Source organism: Cupriavidus sp. YAF13, assembly GCF_052113425.1.
Classification (GTDB): domain Bacteria; phylum Pseudomonadota; class Gammaproteobacteria; order Burkholderiales; family Burkholderiaceae; genus Cupriavidus.
Map to the genome: position 1 here is coordinate 66,298 of NZ_JBFRDD010000035.1, position 22,107 is coordinate 88,404.

Genomic DNA, 22,107 nt, shown 5'->3' on the forward strand with positions numbered 1-22,107 from the left:
ATGATTTGCTGCGGCGCACACAATAGCACATTGCGGGCGGCGTAAAAAAGGGAGGGACACCGCATGTGTCTCCTCCCTTTTGGCGGGCGCCTTGCGGACACCCGGCCTGAGCCTGCCCGGATGGTCAGACTACCGTGGCTAGTGCCAGGGTCAGAAGCAGGGCGATCACCGAGATGAGCGTTTCGCACACTGACCAGGTCTTGAAGGTCTGGGCCACGGTCATGTTGAAGTACTCCTTGACCAGCCAGAAGCCGCCGTCGTTTACGTGCGACAGGATCAGCGAGCCGGCACCGGTGGTCAGCACCAGCAGCTCGGGCCGGGTGCCAGGCACGCTGGCGGCGATCGGCGCGACGATGCCGGCGGCCGTGGTCATGGCCACGGTAGCGGAGCCGGTGGCGATCCGGATCAGCACGGCGACCAGCCAGCCCAGCAGCAGCACCGACACATGCGCACCGGTGGCCACGTCGACGATGGCGTTGGAGATGCCCGAATCGCGCAGCACGCGGCCAAAGCCGCCGCCCGCGCCGACCACCAGCGTGATGATGGCGGTAGGCGCCACGCACTCGTTGGTGAACTTGAGGATGTTCTCCCGGGTGAAGCCGCGGCGCTTGCCGAAGGTGTAGAAGCTCACCAGCGCGGCGATCAGCAGCGCGATCACCGAGTTGCCGATCAGCTTGAGGAAGTCGTTGGCAAAGCTCTTGGGCGTGGTGATGAGGTCGGCCCAGCTGCCGATCAGCATCAGSAGCACSGGCAGCAGGATGGTGAACAACGTGATGCCGAAGCCCGGCAGCTCATGCGAGGCTTGGACGCGTTCGTCCTCCTCGGTGAATTGCGCGGCCAGCGGATTCACATCCGGCAGCGTCACGTAGCGCGTCATCAGCTTGGCGAACAGCGGGCCAGCGATAGCCGCCGTGGGAATGCCCACGATCAGCGCGTACAGGATGGTCTTGCCGATATCCGCCTTGTAGGCGGTCACCGCCAGCAGCGCGGCGGGGTGCGGGGGGATCAGGCCGTGCACCACCGAAAGGCCGGCCACCATCGGGATGCCCACCAGCACCATGGAGGTGCCGGTACGCTTGGCCACGTTGAAGGCGATCGGCACCAGCAGCACGAAGCCCACTTCGAAGAACACGGGCAGGCCGACGATAAAGGCGATGGTCACCATGGCCCAGTGCACGTTCTTCTCGCCGAAGGCGTCAATCAGCGTGCGCGCGATGCGCTCGGCGCCGCCGGACTCCGCCATCATCTTGCCGAGCATGGTGCCCAGGCCCACCACCAGTGCGATGTGGCCGAGCGTGCCGCCAACGCCGGCCTCGAACGATTTGACGATGTCGCCCATCGGCATGCCCACGGCAAAGCCGAGCAGTACCGAGACGACCACCAGGGTGATAAAGGGATTGAGCTTGAATTTCGCGATCAGCACGACCAGTGCGATCACCGCGATCAACGCGTAAAGCAAAAGGGTGGTTCCGGTTACGGCGCCCATGTTGTCTCCTTTGTGCGAGGTCCGCCGGGACTCCGGCGGGGCTCCCTCGCTTCCGCTATGAAAAGGGCCGCGCTGGCGGCGGCCGGTTCAGGTCTTCGTGGCTGGCTGGCCCGGGATCAGGCAGCCGGCTTCTTGTAGGCGATGCAATCCACTTCGACCTTGCAGTCCACTACCATGCTTGACTGCACGCAGGCGCGCGCGGGCGGGTTGGCGCCGAAGTATTCCTTGAAGATCTTGTTGAACGACGCGAAGTCGCGCGCATCGTCCAGCCACACGCCACAGCGCACGATGTGCTCGGTGCCGTAGCCGGCTTCGGCCAGGATGGTCAGCACGTTCTTGATGGCCTGGTGGGTCTGCGCAACGATGCCGCCGTCGATCACCTCGCCGGCCACCATCGGCACCTGGCCGGACACGTAGAGCCAGCCGTCGGCTTGCACGGCACGGGAAAACGGCATGTGCTGGCCGCCGGTGCCGGCGCCGCCCTCGACGCCAAATCGTTTGATATCCATGGGGACTCCTGAAGCAGATTGCAAATTGGGAATTGGGAATGGGATGGTTACTGTGCCGGTGCCGCGCTGGCCCCGGCAGGCTTTGTGCGCGCGAGGAAGCGGCCGGCCCGCGCGCCGGTGGGCTTGCGCCGCTGCCACGACAGCTCGCCGTTGACCCACACGCAAGCGATGCCCTCGGCGGGCTGCATGGGATCGGTGAAGCTGGCCGCGTCGCGGATGGTGGCGGCGTCGAACAGGACCAGGTCGGCCCAGTAGCCTTCGCGCACCAGGCCGCGCTCGGCCAGGCCGAAGCGCTCGGCCGACAGGCCCGTCATCTTGTTGATCGCGACCGTCAGCGGGAACAGCTCGCGGTCACGGGCGTAGTGGCCCAGCACGCGCGGAAAGGCGCCCCACAGGCGCGGATGCGGCAGCGGATCGTTGGGCAGGCCATCGGATCCCACCACCGTGGCGGGATGGCTCAGGATGCGGTCCACGTCCGCGTCTTCCATGCAGTGATAGACCGCGCCGGCGGGTTGCAGGCGGCGCGCGGCGTCTTCGAGCCCTAGCTCCCACTCGGCCGCAATATCGGCCAGCAGGCGCCCGCCCATCTCGGGGTGCGGCTCGGACCAGGTCACCATGATGTCGAAATCGCTGGTGACCTGCTTCAGGTCGAGCGTGGAGGAGCTGGCGGTGTAGGGATAGCAATCGCAGCCCACCGGTTGCCAGCGTTGCGCGCGCTCCAGCGCATCCAGCACTTCCCCGCTGCGCCCCCAGTTGTCCAGGCCAGCGCACTTCATATGCGAGATCACCACCGGCACGCGCGCATGGCGCCCGATGCGGAAGGCTTCATCCATCGCCTCCAGGATGTCCGCGAACTCGCTGCGCAGGTGGGTGGCATAGAGCGCGCCCGCGTGCGCCAGCGGCTCGGCCAGCGCCAGCACTTCGTCCGTGGTGGCGGCAAAGGCGTTGGCATAAGCCAGGCCGGTGGACAGGCCGATGGCACCATGGTCGAGCGCTTCTTGCAGCTGTGCGCGCATTGCCGCGATCTCGGCCGGGGTGGCGGTACGGTCCAGCCGGTCCATGTGGTTGCTGCGCAGCGCCGTATGGCCGACCAGCGCGGCCACGTTCACTGCGGGCCGGGCAGCCTGCACGGCCGCAGCATAGGCGGCGAAGTCAGGGTAGCAAAAGGCGGCGGCGGTGCCGAGCAGGTTCATCGGGTCGGGCGGCTCGCCGCGCAGCGTGACGGGCGCCGCGCTGATGCCGCAGTTGCCGACGATCACCGTGGTGACGCCTTGCGATAGCTTGGGGGTCATCTCGGGCTGGCGAACCACGTTGGTGTCGTCGTGCGTGTGCACGTCGATAAAGCCCGGCGCCAGCACCAGGCCCGCGCCTTGCACCACATGCGCGGCGCTGCCGGGGTCGATGGCATCGCCGCCGTCTTCCAGCATGGCAATGCGCGCGATGCGCCCTGCGCGCAGCGCCACGTCGGCCAGGCGCGCCTCGGCGCCGGAGCCGTCGAGCAGGGTTACGCCGCGGATGAGGGTATCGAACAGTTCAGGCATGGTCAGTCTCCGAGCGGCTGGCGGCTATCGGTGGCGCCAGTGCCGCGGTGCGCGTCGAGCACGTACTTGAGCCGGCGCAGGTTGTCCTGGCTCTGGTCTTGCTGCAGCAGGGCGAGCTGGGTCGCCAGCACGTCCATGACCAGCAGCATCGCGTAGCGCGAGGCCGAGGGCTTGAAAATAAAATCCGTTTCCAGCGTGCGCACCGGCAGCAGCACGTCCGCGCGTGCCGCCAGCGGCGAGCCCAGCGCGGTCACGGCCACCAGTTTCGCGCCGTATTCGCGGGCAATATCGCAACTGGCCAGCATCTCGGGCACGTTGCCCGTGGCGGAGAACGCAAGCACGACATCGTCCTTGTGCAAGGTGRCTGCCACCATCTTCTGCAGCAGCGCGTCCTGGTAGCTGGCGACGGGACGGCCCAGCCGAGCCAGCCTGTAACGCGCTTCGTCGGCCATGAAGGACGAGCCGCCACCCATGCCAAAAGCGTAGACCATGCGCGCCTCCAGCAACAGGCGCGCCGCACGCTCCATATGGTCGGGATCGATCAGCTTGCGATTGACCTCAAGAGAGTCCAGGATATCCGCATGAATGCTGTCGGCCAGCGTGGCGGGGGACGGCTCCGCCGCGCGGGCGACCTCCGCTTGCAGGAAGCGCTGGCCCACGGCCGTGGCTTGCGCCAGGCGCAGCTTGAGGTCGCGCACGTCGCGGCAGCCGATGGCCTTGGCAAAGCGGGTCACGCTGGCTTCGCTTACCCCGGCCTGCCGCGCCAGCTCGTTGATGCTGGTGGCGGCGGCGCCCGCCAGGTCCTGCAGGATCACCTGGGCGACCTTCTGCTCGGCCAGGCGTAGCGTCGGGCCACGCTCGGCGATGCGGGTCAGGATGTCGAAGGGCGCGGACATGGTTGGCGGGTCAATGGTGGGGGCGAGCCGTCCCGGGGCGCAATGTCGCTCTGGAGCCAGCTTTGAATGTTACTTTATAACAAGGGTGAAATATCGTAATTTCAAGGCTATCATTACGTCAATCGGAATTTTGCAGGATGATGACAGCATGCGTGAAATAAAGTACCAAACCGGCACGATCGATCCGCTCAACAAGGCGCTGGGCAAGCTCGACGCCCCGCTGGCACCCGACGCAGCCGGCCAGGTGGGCTGGCAATTGCTGGCAGAAGACCTCAGCCTGCCGGCCGCCGTACTGTATGAAGAACGCCTGGCGCATAACCTGGATTGGATGCGCCGCTTCATGGGCGAGTACGGAGTGCAGCTGGCGCCGCATGGCAAGACCACCATGGCGCCCAAGCTGTTCGCGCGCCAGCTGGCCGCCGGCGCATGGGGCATCACGCTGGCCACCGCACACCAGACTGCCGCCGCGTACGCGCACGGCGTGCGGCGCGTGCTGATGGCCAACCAGCTGGTGGGCCGGCGCAATATGGAAATCGTGGCCGACCTGCTGCGTGATCCAGACTTCGAGTTCTTTACGCTGGTGGATTCGGCTGCGCTGGTGGACCAGCTGGGCACGTACTTCAGCGCACGCGGCCAGAAGCTGCAGGTCCTGCTGGAACTGGGCGTGCCAGGCGGGCGCACCGGCGTGCGCGGTGCGCAGCAGCAAGAAGCGGTGCTGGCGGCGCTGGCGCGCTGGCCCGGCGTGCTGTCGCTGGCCGGCGTGGAAATCTACGAGGGCGTGCTCCAGGAAGAGGCCGATATCCGCGACTTCCTGCGGCGCACCGTGGCGGTGACGCGCGAGCTGTTCGCGGCCGGCCGCTTCGGCCGCAGCCCGGTGGTGATGTCCGGCGCGGGCTCGGCCTGGTACGACGTGGTGGCGGAGGAGTTCGCCCGCACCGATATCGGCGCGCCGATCGACATCGTGCTGCGCCCGGGCTGCTACCTCACGCACGACGTGGGCATCTACCGCGCCGCGCAAAGACGGATTCTGGCCAGCAACCCGGTCGCACAGAAGATGCGCGAGGGCCTGTTGCCGGCCTTGCAGTTGTGGGCCTATGTGCAGTCGATTCCCGAGCCGGAGCGCGCCATCATCGGCATGGGCAAGCGCGACGCCGCCTTCGATGCGGGCATGCCGATCCCGGCGCAGGTCTACCGGCCCGGTGCGAGCGCGCCGGTGGCGGTGCCCGCGCACTGGGAGGTGACGGGCATGATGGACCAGCACGCTTATCTGGCGATCCACCCCGGCGACGATATCCAGGTCGGAGACATGGTGGCTTTTGATATTTCCCATCCCTGTCTTACCTTCGACAAGTGGCGCCACATTCCGGTGCTCGACGGCGACCTGCGCGTGATCGATCTCGTGCAGACGTTTTTCTGAACGGCCGCACGCAGCAGCAAAGACAGCCATAACGGCAACGACAGCAACAACAGCAACGACAGCGACAACAGGGGACGCTTGCACCATGAGCATCGACATTCTCGCCTTCGGCGAAGCGCTGGTTGAGTTCAACCAGCAGCCCGACGATCCCGCACGCTACCTGCAGGGCTTTGGCGGCGACACTTCCAATTTCTGCATCGCCGCGGCGCGCCAGGGCGCCCACGCCGGCTATATCAGCGCGGTGGGCGAGGACACCTTCGGCGAGCGGCTGCTGGCGCTGTGGACGCAGGAGCGGGTAGATACCCGCCACGTGCGCATCGACGCGGGCGCGCCCACAGGCGTGTACTTCGTCACCCACGACGCGCACGGGCACCGTTTCGACTACCTGCGCAGTGGCTCGGCGGCCAGCCACTACAGCCACGAGAACCTCCCGCACCATGCCATCGCCGAAGCGCGCTACCTGCATGTGTCAGGCATCAGCCTGGCCATCAGCACCAGTGCCTGCGATGCAGGACTGGCGGCAATGGAGCATGCGCGCAAGGCCGGTTGCCAGGTCACGCTGGACACCAACCTGCGCCTGCGCCTGTGGACCCTGGCGCGCGCGCGCGGCATCATGCGCGAGGCCTTCGCACTGACCGATGTGTGCCTGCCGAGCTGGGACGACATCACCGTGCTCACGGGCCTCGATGACCGCGACGCCATCGTCGACTATCTGCTGGGCTGCGGCATCGGGCTGGTCGCGCTGAAGCTGGGCGAGGAGGGCGCGTACGTGGCCACGCCTGAGGCGCGCACGCTGGTGCCGCCGTACGTGGTGCGCCCGGTGGATGCTACCGGGGCCGGCGATTGCTTTGGCGGCAGCTTCGTCGCGCGCCTTGCCGCCGGCGACGATCCGTTCGATGCCGCGCGCTACGCCAACGTGGCGGCCGCGCTGTCCACCACCGGCTATGGTGCCGTGGCGCCAATCCCCTCCACAGAAACCGTGCTGGCGCGAATGGCGCAGTCGGTTTCCGTGATTGCCTGATTCCCAAGCCGTCAAGCCATCAAGCCCTAGCTCTAAGTTCAATCGTCCGACCTGACCGAAGATCCACTGCCATGCAAACCCAATCTACCTCGCTGATCGAACGCCTCGTTAACGTGCCGGTGATCCCGGTGCTCGAGTTTTCCTCCGTGGACGAAGCCCTGCATGTGTCCGAAGCCTTGATCGGCGGCGGCCTGCCGGTGCTGGAGATCACGCTGCGCACGCCGGTGGCGCTGGACGCCATCAAGGCGGTGGCGGCAGCTTTCCCGCAAGCCTGCGTAGGCGCGGGCACGGTGTTGACGGCGGCCGACCTGAAGGCCGTGAGCGAGGCCGGCGCGCAGTTCGCGGTTTCACCCGGGCTCACGCCGGCGCTGGCCGTGGCCGCGCAGGGTGCGGGCGTGGCGCTGCTGCCCGGCGTAGCCACCGCCAGCGAGGCGATGGCCGCGATGGAAGCCGGTTTCAAGTTCCTGAAGTTCTTTCCGGCGGAAGCGTCGGGCGGCGTGCCGATGCTCAAGTCGCTTTACGGGCCGTTCGCGCAGCTGCGCTTCTGCCCGACGGGCGGCATCGACCTTGCCCGCGCGCCAACCTATCTCGCGCTGCCCAATGTGGTCTGCGTTGGCGGATCCTGGGTGGTGCCCAAGGATGCGGTGGCCAAGGGCGACTGGGCGCGGGTGCGCACACTGGCGCAGGAGGCTGCTGCACTGCGCAAGTCCGCCTGAAGCCCCCAAAGGCGTCGGACAAAGGCGGATAGCGGGCCGCCGCGCCAGGTTATAAGCTTGGCATATCCCGACTGCTGGAGGCAGCATGGCTGTGCAACTGGCCGGTCCGGCCCCGCGTGGCATGGCAGTTTCCCGCCGCCGCGGCGCAATACTGGCCCAGCGGCTTGGCCGCGTGTTGATTTGCGCGAGCATCCTGTTTGCCCAGGGGTGCGCCAGCCTGCCCAAGGAAGCGCCGCGCGAGCAGAGCGCAGCGCTGGCAGATCCGGCGACCACCGCCCTCGGGCGGCTGGTTGCGCAGAGCTCGCCCGATCAGGCGCTGTCCGGCTTTCATGTGATCGCCTCTGGAGAAGAAGCCTACGGTACGCTGATTTCGCTCGCTGACCATGCCACGCGCACCCTGGATCTGCAGTACTACATCATCGAGGCCGACGAATCATCCCGCGAGATCCTGCGGCACGTGCGGGCAGCGGCCGAGCGGGGCGTGCGCGTGCGCGTGCTGGTGGACGACCTGCATAGCGACGGCGAGGATCGCGCCTTCCTGCGCTTCGCGGGCCATCGCAATATCGAAGTACGCATGTTCAACCCGTTTCCTGCGGGGCGATTTTCCAAGTTGACGCGGATGCTCTCGTCCGCCACCGATGTCCGCCGGCTCAACCGCCGCATGCACAACAAGGCCTTTATCGCCGACAACGCGCTGGCCATGACGGGGGGGCGCAATATCGGCAACGCCTATTTCCTGCGCGCTCCCGACACAAATTTCGTCGACCTTGATGTGATCGCTGCCGGCCCCGCGGTACGTCGGCTGTCCGCCGCATTCGACCGATACTGGAACAACCCGCTGGCCGTGCCGGTGGAAGTCCTGGCAACCCCGGCGGAGGCGGCGGACGCGGCCTCCGCCTCCGGCACTAGCGCGGCGCGGCCCGAGCAGGCCCTCGTCGGCACGCAGACGGATAGCAAGCGCATCGAAGCACTGGGCATGACGCCTCCCGGCAAGATCGATGCGCGGGAGAGCTTCCTGGGCCGCCAGTTCACGGCTGGCGGCAAGCTGGCTCTCGAATGGGCATCGGCAAGCGTGATGGTCGACGCGCCGAGCAAAGCCGCGCCGGACCAGGCGCCAGCCGGCGGCGAGACCATGAGCCAGGAGCTGGGCCGCATGCTGAGCGGGGCGAGCCAGGAGATCATCCTGATTTCCCCCTATTTCATCCCGGGCGACCGCGGCGTCGCGTGGATGGCGGATCTGGTCAAGCGGGGCGTCAAGGTGCGGGTATTGACCAACTCACTGGCCGCCACCGATGCGCCCATCGTCCATGTGGGCTACCGGCGCTATCGGCCCGACCTGCTGCGCGCGGGGGTGGAACTGCATGAGCTCAAGTCGCGCCCCGGCCGGCCGCGGCAAATCATCGGGGATTACACGTCTTCGCAGGCTAGCCTGCATGTGAAGGCGGCCGTCGCCGACCGGACCAACCTGTTTGTGGGATCGATGAACTTTGATCCGCGCTCGGCCAGCCAGAACACGGAGACGGGCCTGATCATCCATAGTGCCAAGCTGGCGCAGCAAGTCGCGCAGTTGTTCGCGGGGGCGATCGACGACAACAGCTACCTGCTGCGCTTGTCCGATCAGGGCGCGGTGCAGTGGGTGGATGGCAAGGGGGATAAGGCAGTGGTGTCCGATACCGAGCCGGATACAAGCTGGCAGAAGCGCTTGTGGATCGACGTACTTGCGCCATTCACGCCTGAGCAGTTGTTGTGACGCCGCGGAGCGCCATGCCTGGCGCTCCGGTGCCGTCAGCGCATCTTACTTGCTGCGATCGGCTGCGCCTTCCAGCTTTTGGCCACCCTTCTGTATATCCTGGCCCAGGCCGGCCATGGTGTTGCAGCCAGCCAGCAGGGTGGCAAACAGAACGCAGAAGATCCATCCTTTTTTCACGCCAGACTCCTTTCGGTCATTGAATTTGCCGCGATTTTACGTTGTCGCGGTGCTCTATTGAAGCACGATGCGTGCCATTTTGTAACCGATCGTGCCAAGACTGTGGCGCGGCGCGGGCAAGCGCTGCGACCTAGGTCAGCAATTCACGCGCGCGTGCGCAGATTGCAGCATGTGTCTGCGCCAGCCAGTGAGCCGGGAAGGGCTGCGCCAGCAAGTATCCCTGTATGGCACAGCAGCCCCAACGTTGCACTTCGGCCAGTTGGTGCCGAGTTTCGACGCCCTTGGCACAGACTGGCAGGCCAAGGCGCCATGCCTGTTCGCAAGCGGCTTGCAGCCGCGCGGCGGCGCCGGCCTGGCCCGGCTGCTCTGGCTGCTCGCTGCTGCCGATGCAGCGCGCGTTGAACGTCAGTAAATCGGGTTGCAGGCGCTCCAGTGTTGACGTGCCGCCGGGCGCGTCGGCAAAGTCGCTCAGGGCAAACCGCAGGCCCGCGCCGCGCAACGTGGCGAGCTTGGCCGCGGCAACGTGGTCGYCGGCCAACAATGCCTCGCCGGGAATCTCGAGGCAGATCCTTGCCGGGTCGAGCTTGCGTGCTGCCAGCATGCGCAGCAAGGTGTCGATCAGCGGGGTGCCGTGCAACTGGGCGCTGGAAACCAGCAACGATAGCTCCACCGGGTCGGCGACGCCCGGGCAATCCAGCAGGGGCAGGGCGTTTTCCATCAGCCAGCGTGCCACCTCGCCCATCATGCCAAGAGATTCCAGCGCGGGCAGGAAGTCTTGCGGCGCGACACGCCCCAACTCAGGACTCTGCCAGCGCAGGCGGGCCGTATAGCCAGTCACGCAACCGGTGGCCAGCGATGCCCTTGCCTGCAGGTTCAGCGCGATCTGCCCGCGCGCCAAGGCAAAAGGCAGGGCGGCCAGGAGCGGTGTGGAAAGTGATGCAGGGGTGGTAATGGCGCCACCGGCAACGCCGTCGCCGCCGCGTTTGCGTACGCGCAGCATCGCGTCATAGGCCTCATGGAGGCTGCGCTCCGCCGGCTTGTCGGGTTCGTCCAGCGCCACGCCAATGCTGCTGGACAGGAACAGCTCGAACCCGTTTTGCACGAATGGCCGCGCCAGGCCAGCGGCCACGGCGCGCGCCAGGCGCGTCGCTGCTTCCATGAGGTCGGCCGCCAGCTGTCGCTGCGGGGCCAGCGCCACAAGCGCACCGATGTCCGCCTGGCCTAGCCAGGTCACTTCGGCCTGCAGCGCCAGCGCGGCTATGCGCGCCGCCACCTGCGCGCGTAGCTGCGCCGATAGCGCCGCGCCAAGCGTTTCGCTAGCGTAGGTAAAGCGATCGAGGTGGATCACCAGCACCGCGAAGCGCCGCTGCGTGGCCAGCGGCATCTGCCGCCGCGCCATCAAGGCAGCCACGAAGTCGCATTTTTCATGAGGGTCCACCTCCGGCGAGCGGACGGCATCGTCTGCGTCTGGATGCATTGGGGTCCCTGTGGGCAGCATGATTTCGCCGCACGGTGGCATGAGCGCGGGCCGCCATGCCTTGGCTGCGGCAACCGCCGCGCCATCGGCGCACTGGCTCGGGGACCTGGCCCTCAAGCCGGCGTCAGGGATGGCGCGGCACAGTGACGATCATACGGTAGAGCAGGCGCCGCCCGAAGCGTGGTGGACACAGGGATAGTGCGGATTCGCCGGGGCTTGACGGAGATCAGGTTCCGGCGGCAGGCGGGTATGGCGGTCAGCCGGTGGTCTCGGCGTCGGCGCCGTCGTCGGGCAGCACGCGCGACGCCAGTACCTTGTCGATGCGCTTGCCGTCCATGTCCACGATCTCGAACTTCCAGTCGCCCCAGCGCACGGTGTCGGTGGTCTGCGGAAGGCGGCCCAACAGCAACAGCAGCATGCCGGACAGCGTGTGGTAACGCTCCTTGTCCTCTTCCGGCACCTGGCGCAGGCCAATGCGGTCTTTCAGTTCGGGGATGGGAATGAGGCCATCGAGCAGCCAGGAACCGTCCTCGCGCTGTACGGCCCATTCCTCGCCGACGCCATCCTGCTTGAATTCGCCGGTAATGGCCTCGATCAGGTCCTGCAGCGTCACCAGGCCTAGCACCTCGCCGTATTCGTCGATGACAAAGGCAATCTGGCCGCCGGAAACGCGGAAATTCTCCAGCAGTTCCATGCCGGTCACGCTTTCCGGCACGAACACCGGAGCCTGGGCCACGGCGGCGAGGTCGGTAGGCTCGCCGCGCAGGCGGCGCGCCAGCAACTGGCGGGCGCTGACCACGCCCAGCATGTCGTGCATGCCGCCGCGCACCACCGGGAAGCGTGAGTGATCGGACTCCTCGATGCGGCGCAGGTTTTCTTCCAGCGGGACTTCCACGTCCAGGCAGACCACATCGCCGCGCGGCACCATCAGCGAGGTGAGCTGGCGGTCATCCAGGCGAAACACATTACGCACCATGGTGTGCTCGTGCTGCTCGATGACACCGGCTTCCGAGCCTTCCACCAGGAGGGCATGGATCTCTTCTTCGGTCACCGCCGGGCCGCGGCCGCTTTTCACGCCAAGCATGCGCAGCACCAGCCGGGTTGAGCTGGATAGCAGCTTGACGAACGGGGTGGAGGCCAGCGCGAGGAAGGAAATCGGGCGCGAGACCAGGCGCGCGATGGTTTCGGGGGCCATCTGGCCAAGGCGCTTGGGCACCAGTTCGCCCAGCACGATGGAGAAATAGGTCAGGCCGGCCACCACAATGGTGGTTGCCACCCAGCCGGCGGTCGAGGCCTGAATGCCAAAGCCCTGGAGCCAGGCGCCGAGCGGCTGCGCCAGGGTGGATTCGCCAACGACGCCGTTTAGCACGCCAATGGAGGTGATGCCGATCTGGACGGTAGACAGAAATCGGGTGGGATCCTCGCCCAGCTTGATCGCTTCGATCGCGCCGCGGTCGCCTTCTTCGATGCGCCGCTGCAAGCGGGCCTTGCGGGCTGTCATCAAGGCGATTTCGGACATCGCGAACAGGCCGTTGATCAGGATCAGCGCCAGTAATATGGCAATTTCCATCAGGGTGCGCGCCCTGTGCGCGCAGGAGTTATCGAGGGCCAAAGCATAACATTGCTGTGTGTCAGGGCCGCTGCGGGCTTCCCGGGATTGCCGTGCCCATCCCCCTTGCTGCACTTTGCACCGACCGAGCCGTCACCTGGGCGCAGCATGAAAACCGAACGGCGCCCCCGTTCGAAAACACGACGTTCGAGACGGTGCAAGTCGCTTCCCGCTCCGGCCATTCACCTGAAATATTCGCTATCCCATTGATATAAAACAAAAAGTACTTTTCTCCAGCAGTTGGCACAGCCGTTGCATTACTGCCACCGAACCACCGTGCCATGCGGTGAGTTTGGCAACGGCGCTGCCTGGCAGCCGCCGTGAACGCTGACAAAGCAAGGAGACAAGTATGGAAGTGCAATCACAAGTCCAGGTGATGGGCATCGACGCCGGCGGCACGATGACCGACACCTTCTTTGTGCGCGGCGACGGGCGGTTCGTCGTCGGCAAGGCGCAAAGCAACCCGGAAGACGAATCCCTGGCCATCTTCAACTCCTCGGAGGACGCGCTTGCGCACTGGCAGCGCGGGGTCGACGACGTGTACCCCGAACTGCTGACCTGCGTGTACTCGGGCACGGCGATGCTCAACCGCGTCGTGCAGCGCAAGGGGCTGGACGTGGGCCTGATGGTTAACAAAGGCTTCGAGCACGTCCATTCGATGGGGCGGGCAATCCAGAGCTACCTGGGCTACGCGCTGGAGGAGCGTATCCATCTCAACACGCATCGCTACGACGAACCGCTGGTGCCCCTGTCGCGTACCCGCGGYGTGACCGAACGCACCGACGTGCAGGGAGAGATCGTGATCCCGCTGCGCGAAAATGAAGTGCGTCAGGCGACACGTGAATTGGTGGCGGCGGGGTCCAAGGCCGTCGTGATCTGCTTCCTGCAATCGCACAAGAACGGCAACAGCGAGCAGCAGGCGCGAGATATCACGCGTGACGAGCTCAAAAAGCTCGGCGCCGATATCCCGGTGTTCGCCTCGGTGGACTATTACCCGCAGCGCAAGGAAAGCCACCGGATGAACACCACGGTGCTGGAGGCATACGCGGCCGAGCCCTCGCGGCAGACGCTGAAAAAGGTCAGCGACCGTTTCAGGAAGCACGGTGCCAAGTTCGACCTGCGGGTGATGGCCACCCACGGTGGCACCATCAGTTGGAAGGCCAAGGAACTGGCGCGCACCATCGTCTCCGGACCGATCGGCGGCGTGATCGGCTCCAAGTTGCTGGGCGAAACCCTGGGCTACGACAATATCGCCTGTTCCGACATCGGCGGCACCTCGTTCGACATGGCGCTCATCACCAAGGGCAACTTCGCCATCGCCGCCGATCCCGACATGGCGCGGCTGGTGCTGTCCTTGCCGCTGGTGACGATGGACTCGGTGGGCGCAGGCGCCGGCAGCTTCGTGCGGCTCGACCCCTATAGCGGCGCCATCAAGCTCGGCCCGGACAGCGCGGGTTATCGGGTTGGCACCTGCTGGCCGGAAAGCGGGCTGGACACGGTGTCGGTCTCGGATTGCCATGTGGTGCTGGGCTACCTCAATCCCGACAATTTCCTTGGCGGCGCCATCAAGCTGGATGTCGATCGGGCGCGCCAGCATATCAAGGCGCAGATCGCCGAGCCGCTGGGTTTGTCGGTAGAAGACGCCGCGGCCGGCGTGATCGAGCTGCTCGACCTGCAATTGCGCGAGTACCTGCGTTCTAACGTAAGCGCCAAGGGCTATAACCCGACCGAGTTCGTCTGCTTCTCCTACGGTGGGGCCGGGCCTGTCCATACCTATGGCTACACCGAAGGGCTGGGCTTCAAGGATGTGATCGTGCCGGCTTGGGCGGCGGGCTTCTCGGCGTTCGGCTGTGCTTGCGCGGACTTCGAGTACCGCTATGACAAGAGCGTTGACCTGGCGCTGCCACAGGATGCTGCGCAGGAGGACAAGGCCCGGGCGGCCCAAACCATCCAGAAGGCGTGGTCGGACTTGGCCGCCAAGGTGATCGAGGAGTTCAAGATCAACGGCTTCAAGGCAGAAGACGTCATCCTGCGGCCCGGCTACCGCATGCAATACATGGGCCAGCTTAACGACCTGGAAATCAGCTCCCCGATCGTCAATGCCGCCACAGCGGGCGATTGGGACCAGATCGTCGATGCCTTCGAGGAAACCTACGGCCGCGTGTACGCCAGTTCGGCGCGCTCGCCCGAGCTGGGTTTCTCCGTTACTGGCGCCATCGTGCGCGGCATGGTGATTACCCAGAAGCCGGTGCTGCCGGAAGACCCGGAAGGCGGGCCGAAGCCGCCCGCGCAAGCACGGCTGGGAACGCGTCCGCTGTATCGCCAGAAGCAGTGGCACGACGCAGTGCTGTGGAAGATGGAAGCGCTGCTGCCCGGCAACACCATCACCGGGCCGGCCATCATCGAGTCGGACGCCACCACCTTCGTCGTTCCCGAGGGCTTTGCCACCACGCTCGACAAGCATCACCTCTTCCACCTTAAAGAAGTGAAGTAAGGAGACACGCCATGAACATGATGTCCAGCAAGGAAGTCGGGCTCGCCGACCTGCTCAAGACTGGCGAGACGCTCAAGCAGTTCCGCGACGCCATCCTCGAACGCACTGCCGAGACCGGCCATTACAACGGGCTCACGCGCCTCGCATTTCGCGAGCGTGACCCGATCCGCTACGAAAAGCTCTTCTCCAAGCTGCGCGGCGGCCTGGTCCATGCGCGCGAAACCGCCAAGAAGATCGCCGCCAGCCCGATCGTCGAGCAGGAGGGCGAACTGTGCTTCACGCTCTACAACGCCGCCGGTGATTGCGTGCTGACCTCGACCGGGATCATCATCCACGTCGGCACGATGGGGGCCGCGATCAAGTACATGATCGAGAACGACTGGGAGACCAATCCCGGCATCCATCCCGGGGACATGTTCACCAACAATGATTGCGCGATCGGTAATGTCCATCCCTGCGATATCGCCACCATCGTGCCGATTTTCGCGCATGGCAAGCTGGTGGGCTGGGTGGGCGGCGTGACACACGTGATCGACACCGGCGCGGTGACGCCCGGATCGATGTCCACCGGGCAGGTGCAGCGCTTCGGCGACGGCTACATGATCACCTGCCGCAAGACCGGGGTGAACGACACCCCGCTGCGCGACTGGCTGCATGAAAGCCAGCGTTCGGTACGCACGCCGAAGTACTGGATTCTCGACGAACGAACCCGCATCGCCGGCTGCCACATGATCCGCGACCTCATCGAGGAAGTGATCGAGGACGAAGGGCTGGAAGCCTACGAAGAATTCTCCTACGAGGTGATCGAGGAAGGGCGCCGCGGCCTGCAGACGCGCATCAAGGCGATGACGCTGCCGGGCAAGTACCGCAAGGTGGCGTTTGTCGACGTGCCGTACAACCACCCGGATGTGCAGACCTCGTCGGCCTTCGCCAAGCTCGATTCGATCATGCATTCGCCGGTGGAAATGGAAATCCGCAAGGATGGTTCGTGGCGCCTGGATTTCGAAGGTGCGAGCCGCTGGGGCTGGCATTCCTACAATGCGCACCACGTGGCCTTTACCAGCGGCATCTGGGTGATGATGACGCAGACGCTGGTGCCCACGCAGCGCATTAACGATGGTGCCTACTTCGGCACGGAATTCCATCTGCCCAAGGGCACCTGGATGAATCCGGACGATCGCCGCACCGGCCATGCCTACGCCTGGCACTTCCTTGTCTCGGGCTGGAGCGCGATGTGGCGCGGATTGTCGCAGGCCTACTTCAGCCGCGGCTACCTGGAAGAGGTCAATGCCGGCAACGCCAACACCTCCAACTGGCTCCAGGGCGGCGGCATCAACCAGGACGGCGAGATCCACGCGGTCAACAGCTTCGAGGCTTCGTCGTGCGGCACCGGCGCCAGCGCCATCAAGGACGGTCTCAACCATGCCGCGGCGATCTGGAACCCGGAAGGCGATATGGGCGATATCGAGATATGGGAAATGGCCGAGCCCCTGCTTTACCTGGGGCGCAACGCCAAGGCCAATTCCGGCGGCTATGGAAAATACCGGGGCGGCTGCGGCTTCGAGACGCTGCGCATGGTGTGGAAAGCGCAAGACTGGACCATGTTCTTCATGGGCAACGGCTACATGAACAGCGACTGGGGCCTGATGGGCGGCTATCCCGCCGCCACCGGCTACCGCTTCGAAGCCCACAAGACCGGCCTGAAGGAGCGCATCGCCGGCGGCGATAGCCTGCCGCTGGGTGGCGATGCCAATCCGGACCTGCCGGACTACGAGAACCACCTCAACGCCGGCGCGGTCGTCAAGCGCGACCAGCAGTGCATGACGACCGAGGACTGCTACGACAACTACGATCTGTACCTGAACTACCTGCGTGGCGGCCCCGGCTTTGGCGACCCGCTCGACCGCGAGGCCGAGGCCATCGAGCGGGACCTGAACAACGCCTTGCTGCTGCCGGAATATGCGCAGAAGGTATATGGCGCAGTCGCAACCAAGGACGGCAATGGGGTATGGAAGGTGGATGCCAAGGCGACCGCGTTGCTGCGCATCGAGATCCGCAACCAGCGCCTGGCTCGCTCGCAGCCTGTCCAGGAATGGATGAAGGGCGAGCGCGAGCGGATTCTGGTCAAGCATGCCTCGATCCAGGTGCGGCACATGTTTGCCACCAGCTTTGGCCTGTCGAACAAGTTCGAGCAGCAGTTTCGCACGTTCTGGGGCCTGCCGGACTCGTGGACCTTGACCGAGGACGAGCTGGACGTGCCGACCTATGGCTCGAAGTACCGCATGGACCTGTCCAAGATGCCCGACGTCAACACGGTGGTGCTGGTCGAAGAGTGAGGCCCGGCCGGCGCCAACGAACGCACACATTAGTCAATTCGTCAGAGAGGATTCAAGATGTCCACCTACACCAGTGAACAGGTCAAGAACCTGGTCGACGGCAAGCTCGACTGGGACACCACCCTGCGCATGCTATCGATGCCCAAGGATGCCGCGCGCTTTCAGCTATACGTGCAGGCGCTGCAGAAAAAGCTCGATTGGGATGATCGCATCGTGCTGCCGCTGAGCCCGCACATGTTTATCGTGCAGCAAGCCAAGAGCAAAAAGTGGGTCACGCAATGCGATTGCGGCCATGTCTTCTGCGACTACCGGGAGAACTGGAAGCTCCATGCCAACGTCTACGTGCGCGACACGGATGAAGCCATGGCCGAGGTCTATCCGCACCTGATGGCACCGGACACGCAATGGCAGGTGTACCGCGAATACTACTGCCCCAAGTGCGGAACCATGCACGACGTGGAAGCCCCCACGCCGTGGTATCCGGTGATCCACGACTTCGAGCCAGATATCGAGGCGTTCTATACGGACTGGGTGAAGCTGCCTCTGCCGGAGCGCGCGGACTGATGCCGATCTCGGCATCGAGGTAATTGCTTCTGCACTTGCGGGCCAGGGATGGATCGTGCATTCCTCTTGGCAGGGGCCTTTCGGCCGTTCGATTTTCGGACGGCCGTTTCATTTTCGGCCGGTCGGTGAGAGGGCTGCTCAGGCGCCCGTGCGGCCGGGCGGCCCGCGTGGCGGGCACATGGCGCGTGGCCTGGAACTTGCGGGTAGGCAAGTCCCGGCTGGCTTTGGCGGTACCGTCGGGAGTAGGATGCAAAGAGCGGGCGCCAGTCCCGCGAAGCACGCCGCAAGACAAGAGATCAAGCCCAAGAGATCGAGCCGGATAACCGGCCATCTGAGCCCGCATCGGGCGGGCCCCCGCAAGGAGACACGGAATGCAAGAAGCCGGTACGCCGATGGACTGGTTTTCCCATCCCGATCATGACGCAAGCATCATGTCCGCCTGGGAGCACCTGATCGATGGCGGTGAGGCGAGCGCTGGCGAACTGCGCTGCGTGGTCGACGATTCCTGGCGCCGGTGCCTGGTGGGCCAGGTTGATCCTGGCGCCGGGGCCGCGCCGCCGCCGCTGGACGAAGCCGGCCTGCGAGTCCGGCGGGAGAAGAATGATCGCCTGGTCAGCGCCAGCCTGCCACTGATGCAGCAGACCCGCGAGTTTCTCTCGCAGACGGGCACCATCATGCTGCTGGCCGATCCTGACGGGATGATCCTCCAGCAGGAGGGCGATATGCATATTGTCGAGCCCGCCGGGGAAGTGGGCCTGATTCCGGGCTGCGACTGGACGGAGCTCAACTGCGGTACCAATGCCATCGGTACCGCGCTGGCCTTGCAGCAACCTGTGCAAATCCATGGTGCCGAGCATTTTTGTGCCGGCATCAAGCGCTGGACCTGCTCGGCCACCGTCATCCGTGATCCGCTGGACGGCGGCGTGCTTGGCGTGATCGACGTGTCAGGCCTGGCACAGACCTATAGCAGGCATAGCCTGGCGCTGACCGTGTCGCTGGCAGGCCGGATCGAGAGCCGGCTGGCCAAGCTGGCGATGGAGCGCCGCCTGCGGCTGCTGGACCGCTGCATGAGCCATTTTGCGTCGGTGGGCAGCGACGGGGTGCTCGTCCTTGACGAAGGTGGGCGCCTGGTCAAGGCCAATCCGCAGGCGCCTTCAGCGCTGGCGCGGCTGGGCGTGAGCACCATTTTGAACAGCGCGTTTTCCATTCCCGGCCTGGACGCCCGCGGGGCGCGCGCCGGATCCGGGCCGCTCCCCGAATGGCTTCGCCTGACCCGCTTCGAAGCGATCCGCGATCGCGGCGACATGCTGGGTTTCGTGGTGGTGATCCCTGCCGCGCCGCATCACCCTGCATCGGGTACCGCCGGCGCGCCCGCCGCGCGGCTGGGTGCGGCGCCGGCGTTTTCCAGCATCGTGGGCAACGGCGCCGCCTTGCGCTCGGCGGTGGAGAAGGCGCAGCATCTGGCGCCGTCCAGGGTGCCGGTGCTGCTGCTGGGCGAAACCGGCGTTGGCAAGGAATTGTTCGCGCAGGGGATTCACCAGGCCAGCGCCTACGCAGACGGCCCGTTCGTGGCGCTCAATTGCGGGGGGCTGTCACGGGACCTGCTTGCGAGCGAGCTCTTTGGCTATGCCGAGGGGGCGTTCACCGGCGCGCGCCGATCGGGCGCGGCCGGCAAGATCGAGGCCGCCAACCGGGGCACGCTGTTTCTCGACGAGATTGGCGAAATGCCGCTCGACATACAGCCGCACCTGCTGCGTGTGCTGGAAGAGGGAGAGATCTACCGGCTGGGCGAGAACACGCCGCGCAAGGTCAGCTTTCGCCTGGTCGCCGCCACCCACCGGAACCTGCGTGACGACGTGGCCGCGGGGAAATTCCGCATGGACCTGTTCTACCGCATCGCCGTGACCAATATCGCGATACCCGCCTTGCGCGAGCGCAAGGACGACATCCCGGCCCTGGTCACACACTGGCTGGGCCGGCTATGCGAGCGCTATGGGCTGCCGGTAGCCTCGTTCGACGACGATGCTTACCGATGCCTGCTTGCCTATGAGTGGCCGGGCAATGTCCGCGAGCTGCGCAACGCGCTCGAGGGCGCCTTGCTGATGGCCGAGGGCGGCGTGATCACCATGGACAAGCTGCCGCTCGAAATCAGCTCGGTGGGGACCCCGCGCGGCGCCAGCCGGCCAAAGGACATTGCCGGCAATTTGCCCGAGACGGTTTGCTCACTGGAGATGGCCGAATCGGAATCCATCCGCAAGGCCCTGGCGTACAGCGGCGGCAACCTGACCAGGACCGCTTCGCGGCTCGGCATTGCGAAGAGCACCCTGTACCAGAAGATCCGGAAATACGGGTTGGGTGCCGCGCTGAGCGAAACACGCGGGCGGGTGGCATAGGGGCAGCGTGCGCGGCGTCCACGACCGCATTTCAGCCAAGCTTGGTGTCGCATTGCCGCATGGGTGCGGGCCAGGCGATTACCTCCGGGGTAATCGCCAGACGGCCTTCGCCGTGCTGTAATGCCGTCATGGATACCCTGACCCCCAGCTCCGAAACCGCGCTCGATTTCCCCGGCCTGCTGCGTTACTGGCGCGGCAGGCGCGGCTATAGCCAGCTTGCGCTGTCGCTGGCCGCCGGGGTATCGCAGCGGCATATCAGTTTCCTTGAGTCCGGCCGCGCCCGGCCCAGCCGCGAAATGGTGCTGTCGCTGGCGGACCGCCTTGGCGTGCCGCTGCGCCAGCGCAACCGCCTGCTCCTGGCTGGTGGCTTCGCGCCGGCCTACACCGAGCACGGCCTGGCCGCGCCCGCGCTGCAGATGGTGCAGCAGGCCGTGGCGCTCATCCTGTCCAAGCAAGAGCCTTATCCCGCGGTGGTGCTGGACCGATTCTGGAATATGCTCGACGCCAACCAGGCATACCGCAACATGATTGGCGTGCTGCTGGGTGGGCGCGCACCGTCCACGCTGGAGGAGGGCGGCGGGCGTATCAACCTGATGCTGACCGTCTTCAATCCGGACGGCCTGTGGCCGGTTATCGACAACGCGCGCCAGGTTGGGCGCTACCTGCTGCGGCGCGTGTGGCAGGAGTTGCAGACGCAGGCGCAGGACCAGACCGCGCGGGAGATCTTCCACCGCATTGCGCACTGGCATCCCGATATGGTCGGGCCGGCCGGCGTCCCGCTGTTCGACGACGACGCGGTCGAGCGTACGCCGCCTCCAATGCTGCCTGTGGCGCTGGCCGCCAATGGTTTTCGCGCCACGCTGTTCTCGACGCTGACCACGCTGGGCATTCCGCAGGACGTTACCCTGCAGGAGATGCGCATCGAGTGTTTTTTCCCGGCCGATGAGGCTTCGCGCCATGCACTCGAGGCGCTGTCGCGGTAGCCGACGGCCTTGACCCGGACGCGGGTTTGACCGCGGGTCCGGATTCATCTGGCCCGAACGCCGCGATCAGCCTTCCACTTTTCAACATCGACGGGCAGCCCGGCGCGCGCGCTGAACAGATGGCGCAGCATGGTGTGCGACAATGCGCGTTGTTTTTTTGGTCTACACGAGGGTCCGTCCATGTCCTTGCGCGCCTTTTTCCTCGCTGCCGCCGTGCTGGTTGGCAGCAGTGTCTGTCTTGCCGCGTATGCCGAGCCTGCTGCTACGGTTCGCCCCGCTGCCACGGCGGGTTTATTAGATTGCCAGGCTCCCAGCGGGGGGGCTGGCTTCCGTTCCACGCCGCGTGAAGGCTGCGCCGTGCCGGCCGCGTCCGATTCTTCGGCGCCAGACCCGCAGCGCTGGCTGCCCCTGACGGGCGCCAACGGGGTGATCTCTTACTTCGACAAGACTTCGGTACGCCGCCGTGGTCCCGAGGTGGGTGTCGCAGTCATGCGCAACGCGCCGGCCGGGGTGATCCGCACCACCAGCGGCGAGCCGATCCGCTCCTCGCTCAAGCGCATGGTGTTCAATTGCGCTACGTCCATGTATGCGGTGGTGGAGCAGACGCTCTACGCCAAGCGTTATGCGCGCGGCGAGTCCCTTTACACCATCAGCGCCCCTCACGCGGGCATGCCGCAGCCTGCCAGCGCAGGCACTGTTCCCGGCGAGCTGCTCAGCCGCTTGTGTCCTTGATGCCAG

General features: G+C 65.7%; 17 protein-coding genes. 10 read left to right on the forward strand and 7 right to left on the reverse strand.

The window, feature by feature from the left end; genetic code table 11:
- Positions 1–124 precede the first annotated feature (124 nt).
- The 4 genes from AB4061_RS25845 to AB4061_RS25860 all read right to left on the reverse strand — a co-directional run bounded on the left by AB4061_RS25845 (position 125) and on the right by AB4061_RS25860 (position 4,432).
- A complete protein-coding gene (locus tag AB4061_RS25845; RefSeq protein WP_441638858.1) occupies positions 125–1,486 on the reverse strand; it encodes a GntP family permease in 1,362 nt (453 codons plus the stop codon).
- Positions 1,487–1,602: 116 nt separating this feature from the next.
- Positions 1,603–1,995: a RidA family protein gene (locus AB4061_RS25850; protein WP_441638860.1), complete on the reverse strand. Its 393-nt coding sequence runs from the start codon at positions 1,993–1,995 to the stop codon at positions 1,603–1,605.
- A 47-nt stretch (positions 1,996–2,042) separates the two neighbouring features.
- A complete protein-coding gene (locus tag AB4061_RS25855) occupies positions 2,043–3,536 on the reverse strand; it encodes an N-acyl-D-amino-acid deacylase family protein (protein ID WP_441638862.1) in 1,494 nt (497 codons plus the stop codon).
- Positions 3,537–3,538: 2 nt separating this feature from the next.
- Entirely contained in the window at positions 3,539–4,432 is an 894-nt protein-coding gene (locus tag AB4061_RS25860) for a MurR/RpiR family transcriptional regulator (protein ID WP_441638864.1), read from the reverse strand.
- 148 nt (positions 4,433–4,580) lie between these two features.
- Between AB4061_RS25860 and AB4061_RS25865 the strand changes: the two genes are divergently transcribed.
- From AB4061_RS25865 to AB4061_RS25880, 4 genes are all read left to right on the forward strand, one after another.
- Positions 4,581–5,849, forward strand: a complete 1,269-nt coding sequence (locus AB4061_RS25865; RefSeq protein WP_441638866.1) for an amino acid deaminase — start codon at positions 4,581–4,583, stop codon at positions 5,847–5,849.
- Positions 5,850–5,934: 85 nt separating this feature from the next.
- Positions 5,935–6,870: a sugar kinase gene (locus tag AB4061_RS25870; protein ID WP_441638868.1), complete on the forward strand. Its 936-nt coding sequence runs from the start codon at positions 5,935–5,937 to the stop codon at positions 6,868–6,870.
- Positions 6,871–6,941: 71 nt separating this feature from the next.
- Positions 6,942–7,586, forward strand: a complete 645-nt coding sequence (gene eda / locus AB4061_RS25875) for a bifunctional 4-hydroxy-2-oxoglutarate aldolase/2-dehydro-3-deoxy-phosphogluconate aldolase (RefSeq protein ID WP_441638870.1) — start codon at positions 6,942–6,944, stop codon at positions 7,584–7,586.
- 85 nt (positions 7,587–7,671) lie between these two features.
- Positions 7,672–9,336: a phospholipase D family protein gene (locus AB4061_RS25880; RefSeq protein ID WP_441638872.1), complete on the forward strand. Its 1,665-nt coding sequence runs from the start codon at positions 7,672–7,674 to the stop codon at positions 9,334–9,336.
- A gap of 45 nt (positions 9,337–9,381) precedes the next feature.
- Here AB4061_RS25880 and AB4061_RS25885 read toward each other — a convergent pair whose 3' ends face one another.
- The 3 genes from AB4061_RS25885 to AB4061_RS25895 all read right to left on the reverse strand — a co-directional run bounded on the left by AB4061_RS25885 (position 9,382) and on the right by AB4061_RS25895 (position 12,560).
- Complete coding sequence (locus tag AB4061_RS25885) at positions 9,382–9,513, reverse strand: entericidin A/B family lipoprotein (protein ID WP_006163387.1); 132 nt, start codon at positions 9,511–9,513, stop codon at positions 9,382–9,384.
- 130 nt (positions 9,514–9,643) lie between these two features.
- Positions 9,644–10,990 carry a GGDEF domain-containing phosphodiesterase gene (locus tag AB4061_RS25890; protein ID WP_441638874.1) on the reverse strand — a complete coding sequence of 449 codons (1,347 nt, stop codon included), beginning with the start codon at positions 10,988–10,990 and terminating at the stop codon, positions 9,644–9,646.
- A gap of 256 nt (positions 10,991–11,246) precedes the next feature.
- Positions 11,247–12,560, reverse strand: a complete 1,314-nt coding sequence (locus AB4061_RS25895) for a hemolysin family protein (RefSeq protein WP_441638876.1) — start codon at positions 12,558–12,560, stop codon at positions 11,247–11,249.
- Between the two features lie 388 nt (positions 12,561–12,948).
- Between AB4061_RS25895 and AB4061_RS25900 the strand changes: the two genes are divergently transcribed.
- The 6 genes from AB4061_RS25900 (at position 12,949) to AB4061_RS25925 (ending at position 22,101) form a co-directional block, all read left to right on the forward strand.
- Positions 12,949–15,093 carry a hydantoinase/oxoprolinase family protein gene (locus tag AB4061_RS25900; protein WP_441638878.1) on the forward strand — a complete coding sequence of 715 codons (2,145 nt, stop codon included), beginning with the start codon at positions 12,949–12,951 and terminating at the stop codon, positions 15,091–15,093.
- An 11-nt stretch (positions 15,094–15,104) separates the two neighbouring features.
- A complete protein-coding gene (locus tag AB4061_RS25905) occupies positions 15,105–17,429 on the forward strand; it encodes a hydantoinase B/oxoprolinase family protein (protein ID WP_441638880.1) in 2,325 nt (774 codons plus the stop codon).
- A gap of 57 nt (positions 17,430–17,486) precedes the next feature.
- Positions 17,487–17,993 carry an acetone carboxylase subunit gamma gene (locus AB4061_RS25910; RefSeq protein ID WP_441638882.1) on the forward strand — a complete coding sequence of 169 codons (507 nt, stop codon included), beginning with the start codon at positions 17,487–17,489 and terminating at the stop codon, positions 17,991–17,993.
- A 371-nt stretch (positions 17,994–18,364) separates the two neighbouring features.
- Positions 18,365–20,386, forward strand: a complete 2,022-nt coding sequence (locus AB4061_RS25915) for a sigma-54-dependent Fis family transcriptional regulator (RefSeq protein ID WP_441638884.1) — start codon at positions 18,365–18,367, stop codon at positions 20,384–20,386.
- Between the two features lie 128 nt (positions 20,387–20,514).
- Positions 20,515–21,369 (forward strand): helix-turn-helix domain-containing protein, encoded by an 855-nt coding sequence (locus AB4061_RS25920; RefSeq protein WP_441638886.1) that lies wholly within the window; start codon positions 20,515–20,517, stop codon positions 21,367–21,369.
- Between the two features lie 180 nt (positions 21,370–21,549).
- Positions 21,550–22,101, forward strand: a complete 552-nt coding sequence (locus AB4061_RS25925; RefSeq protein ID WP_441638888.1) for a surface-adhesin E family protein — start codon at positions 21,550–21,552, stop codon at positions 22,099–22,101.
- Positions 22,102–22,107 lie beyond the last annotated feature (6 nt).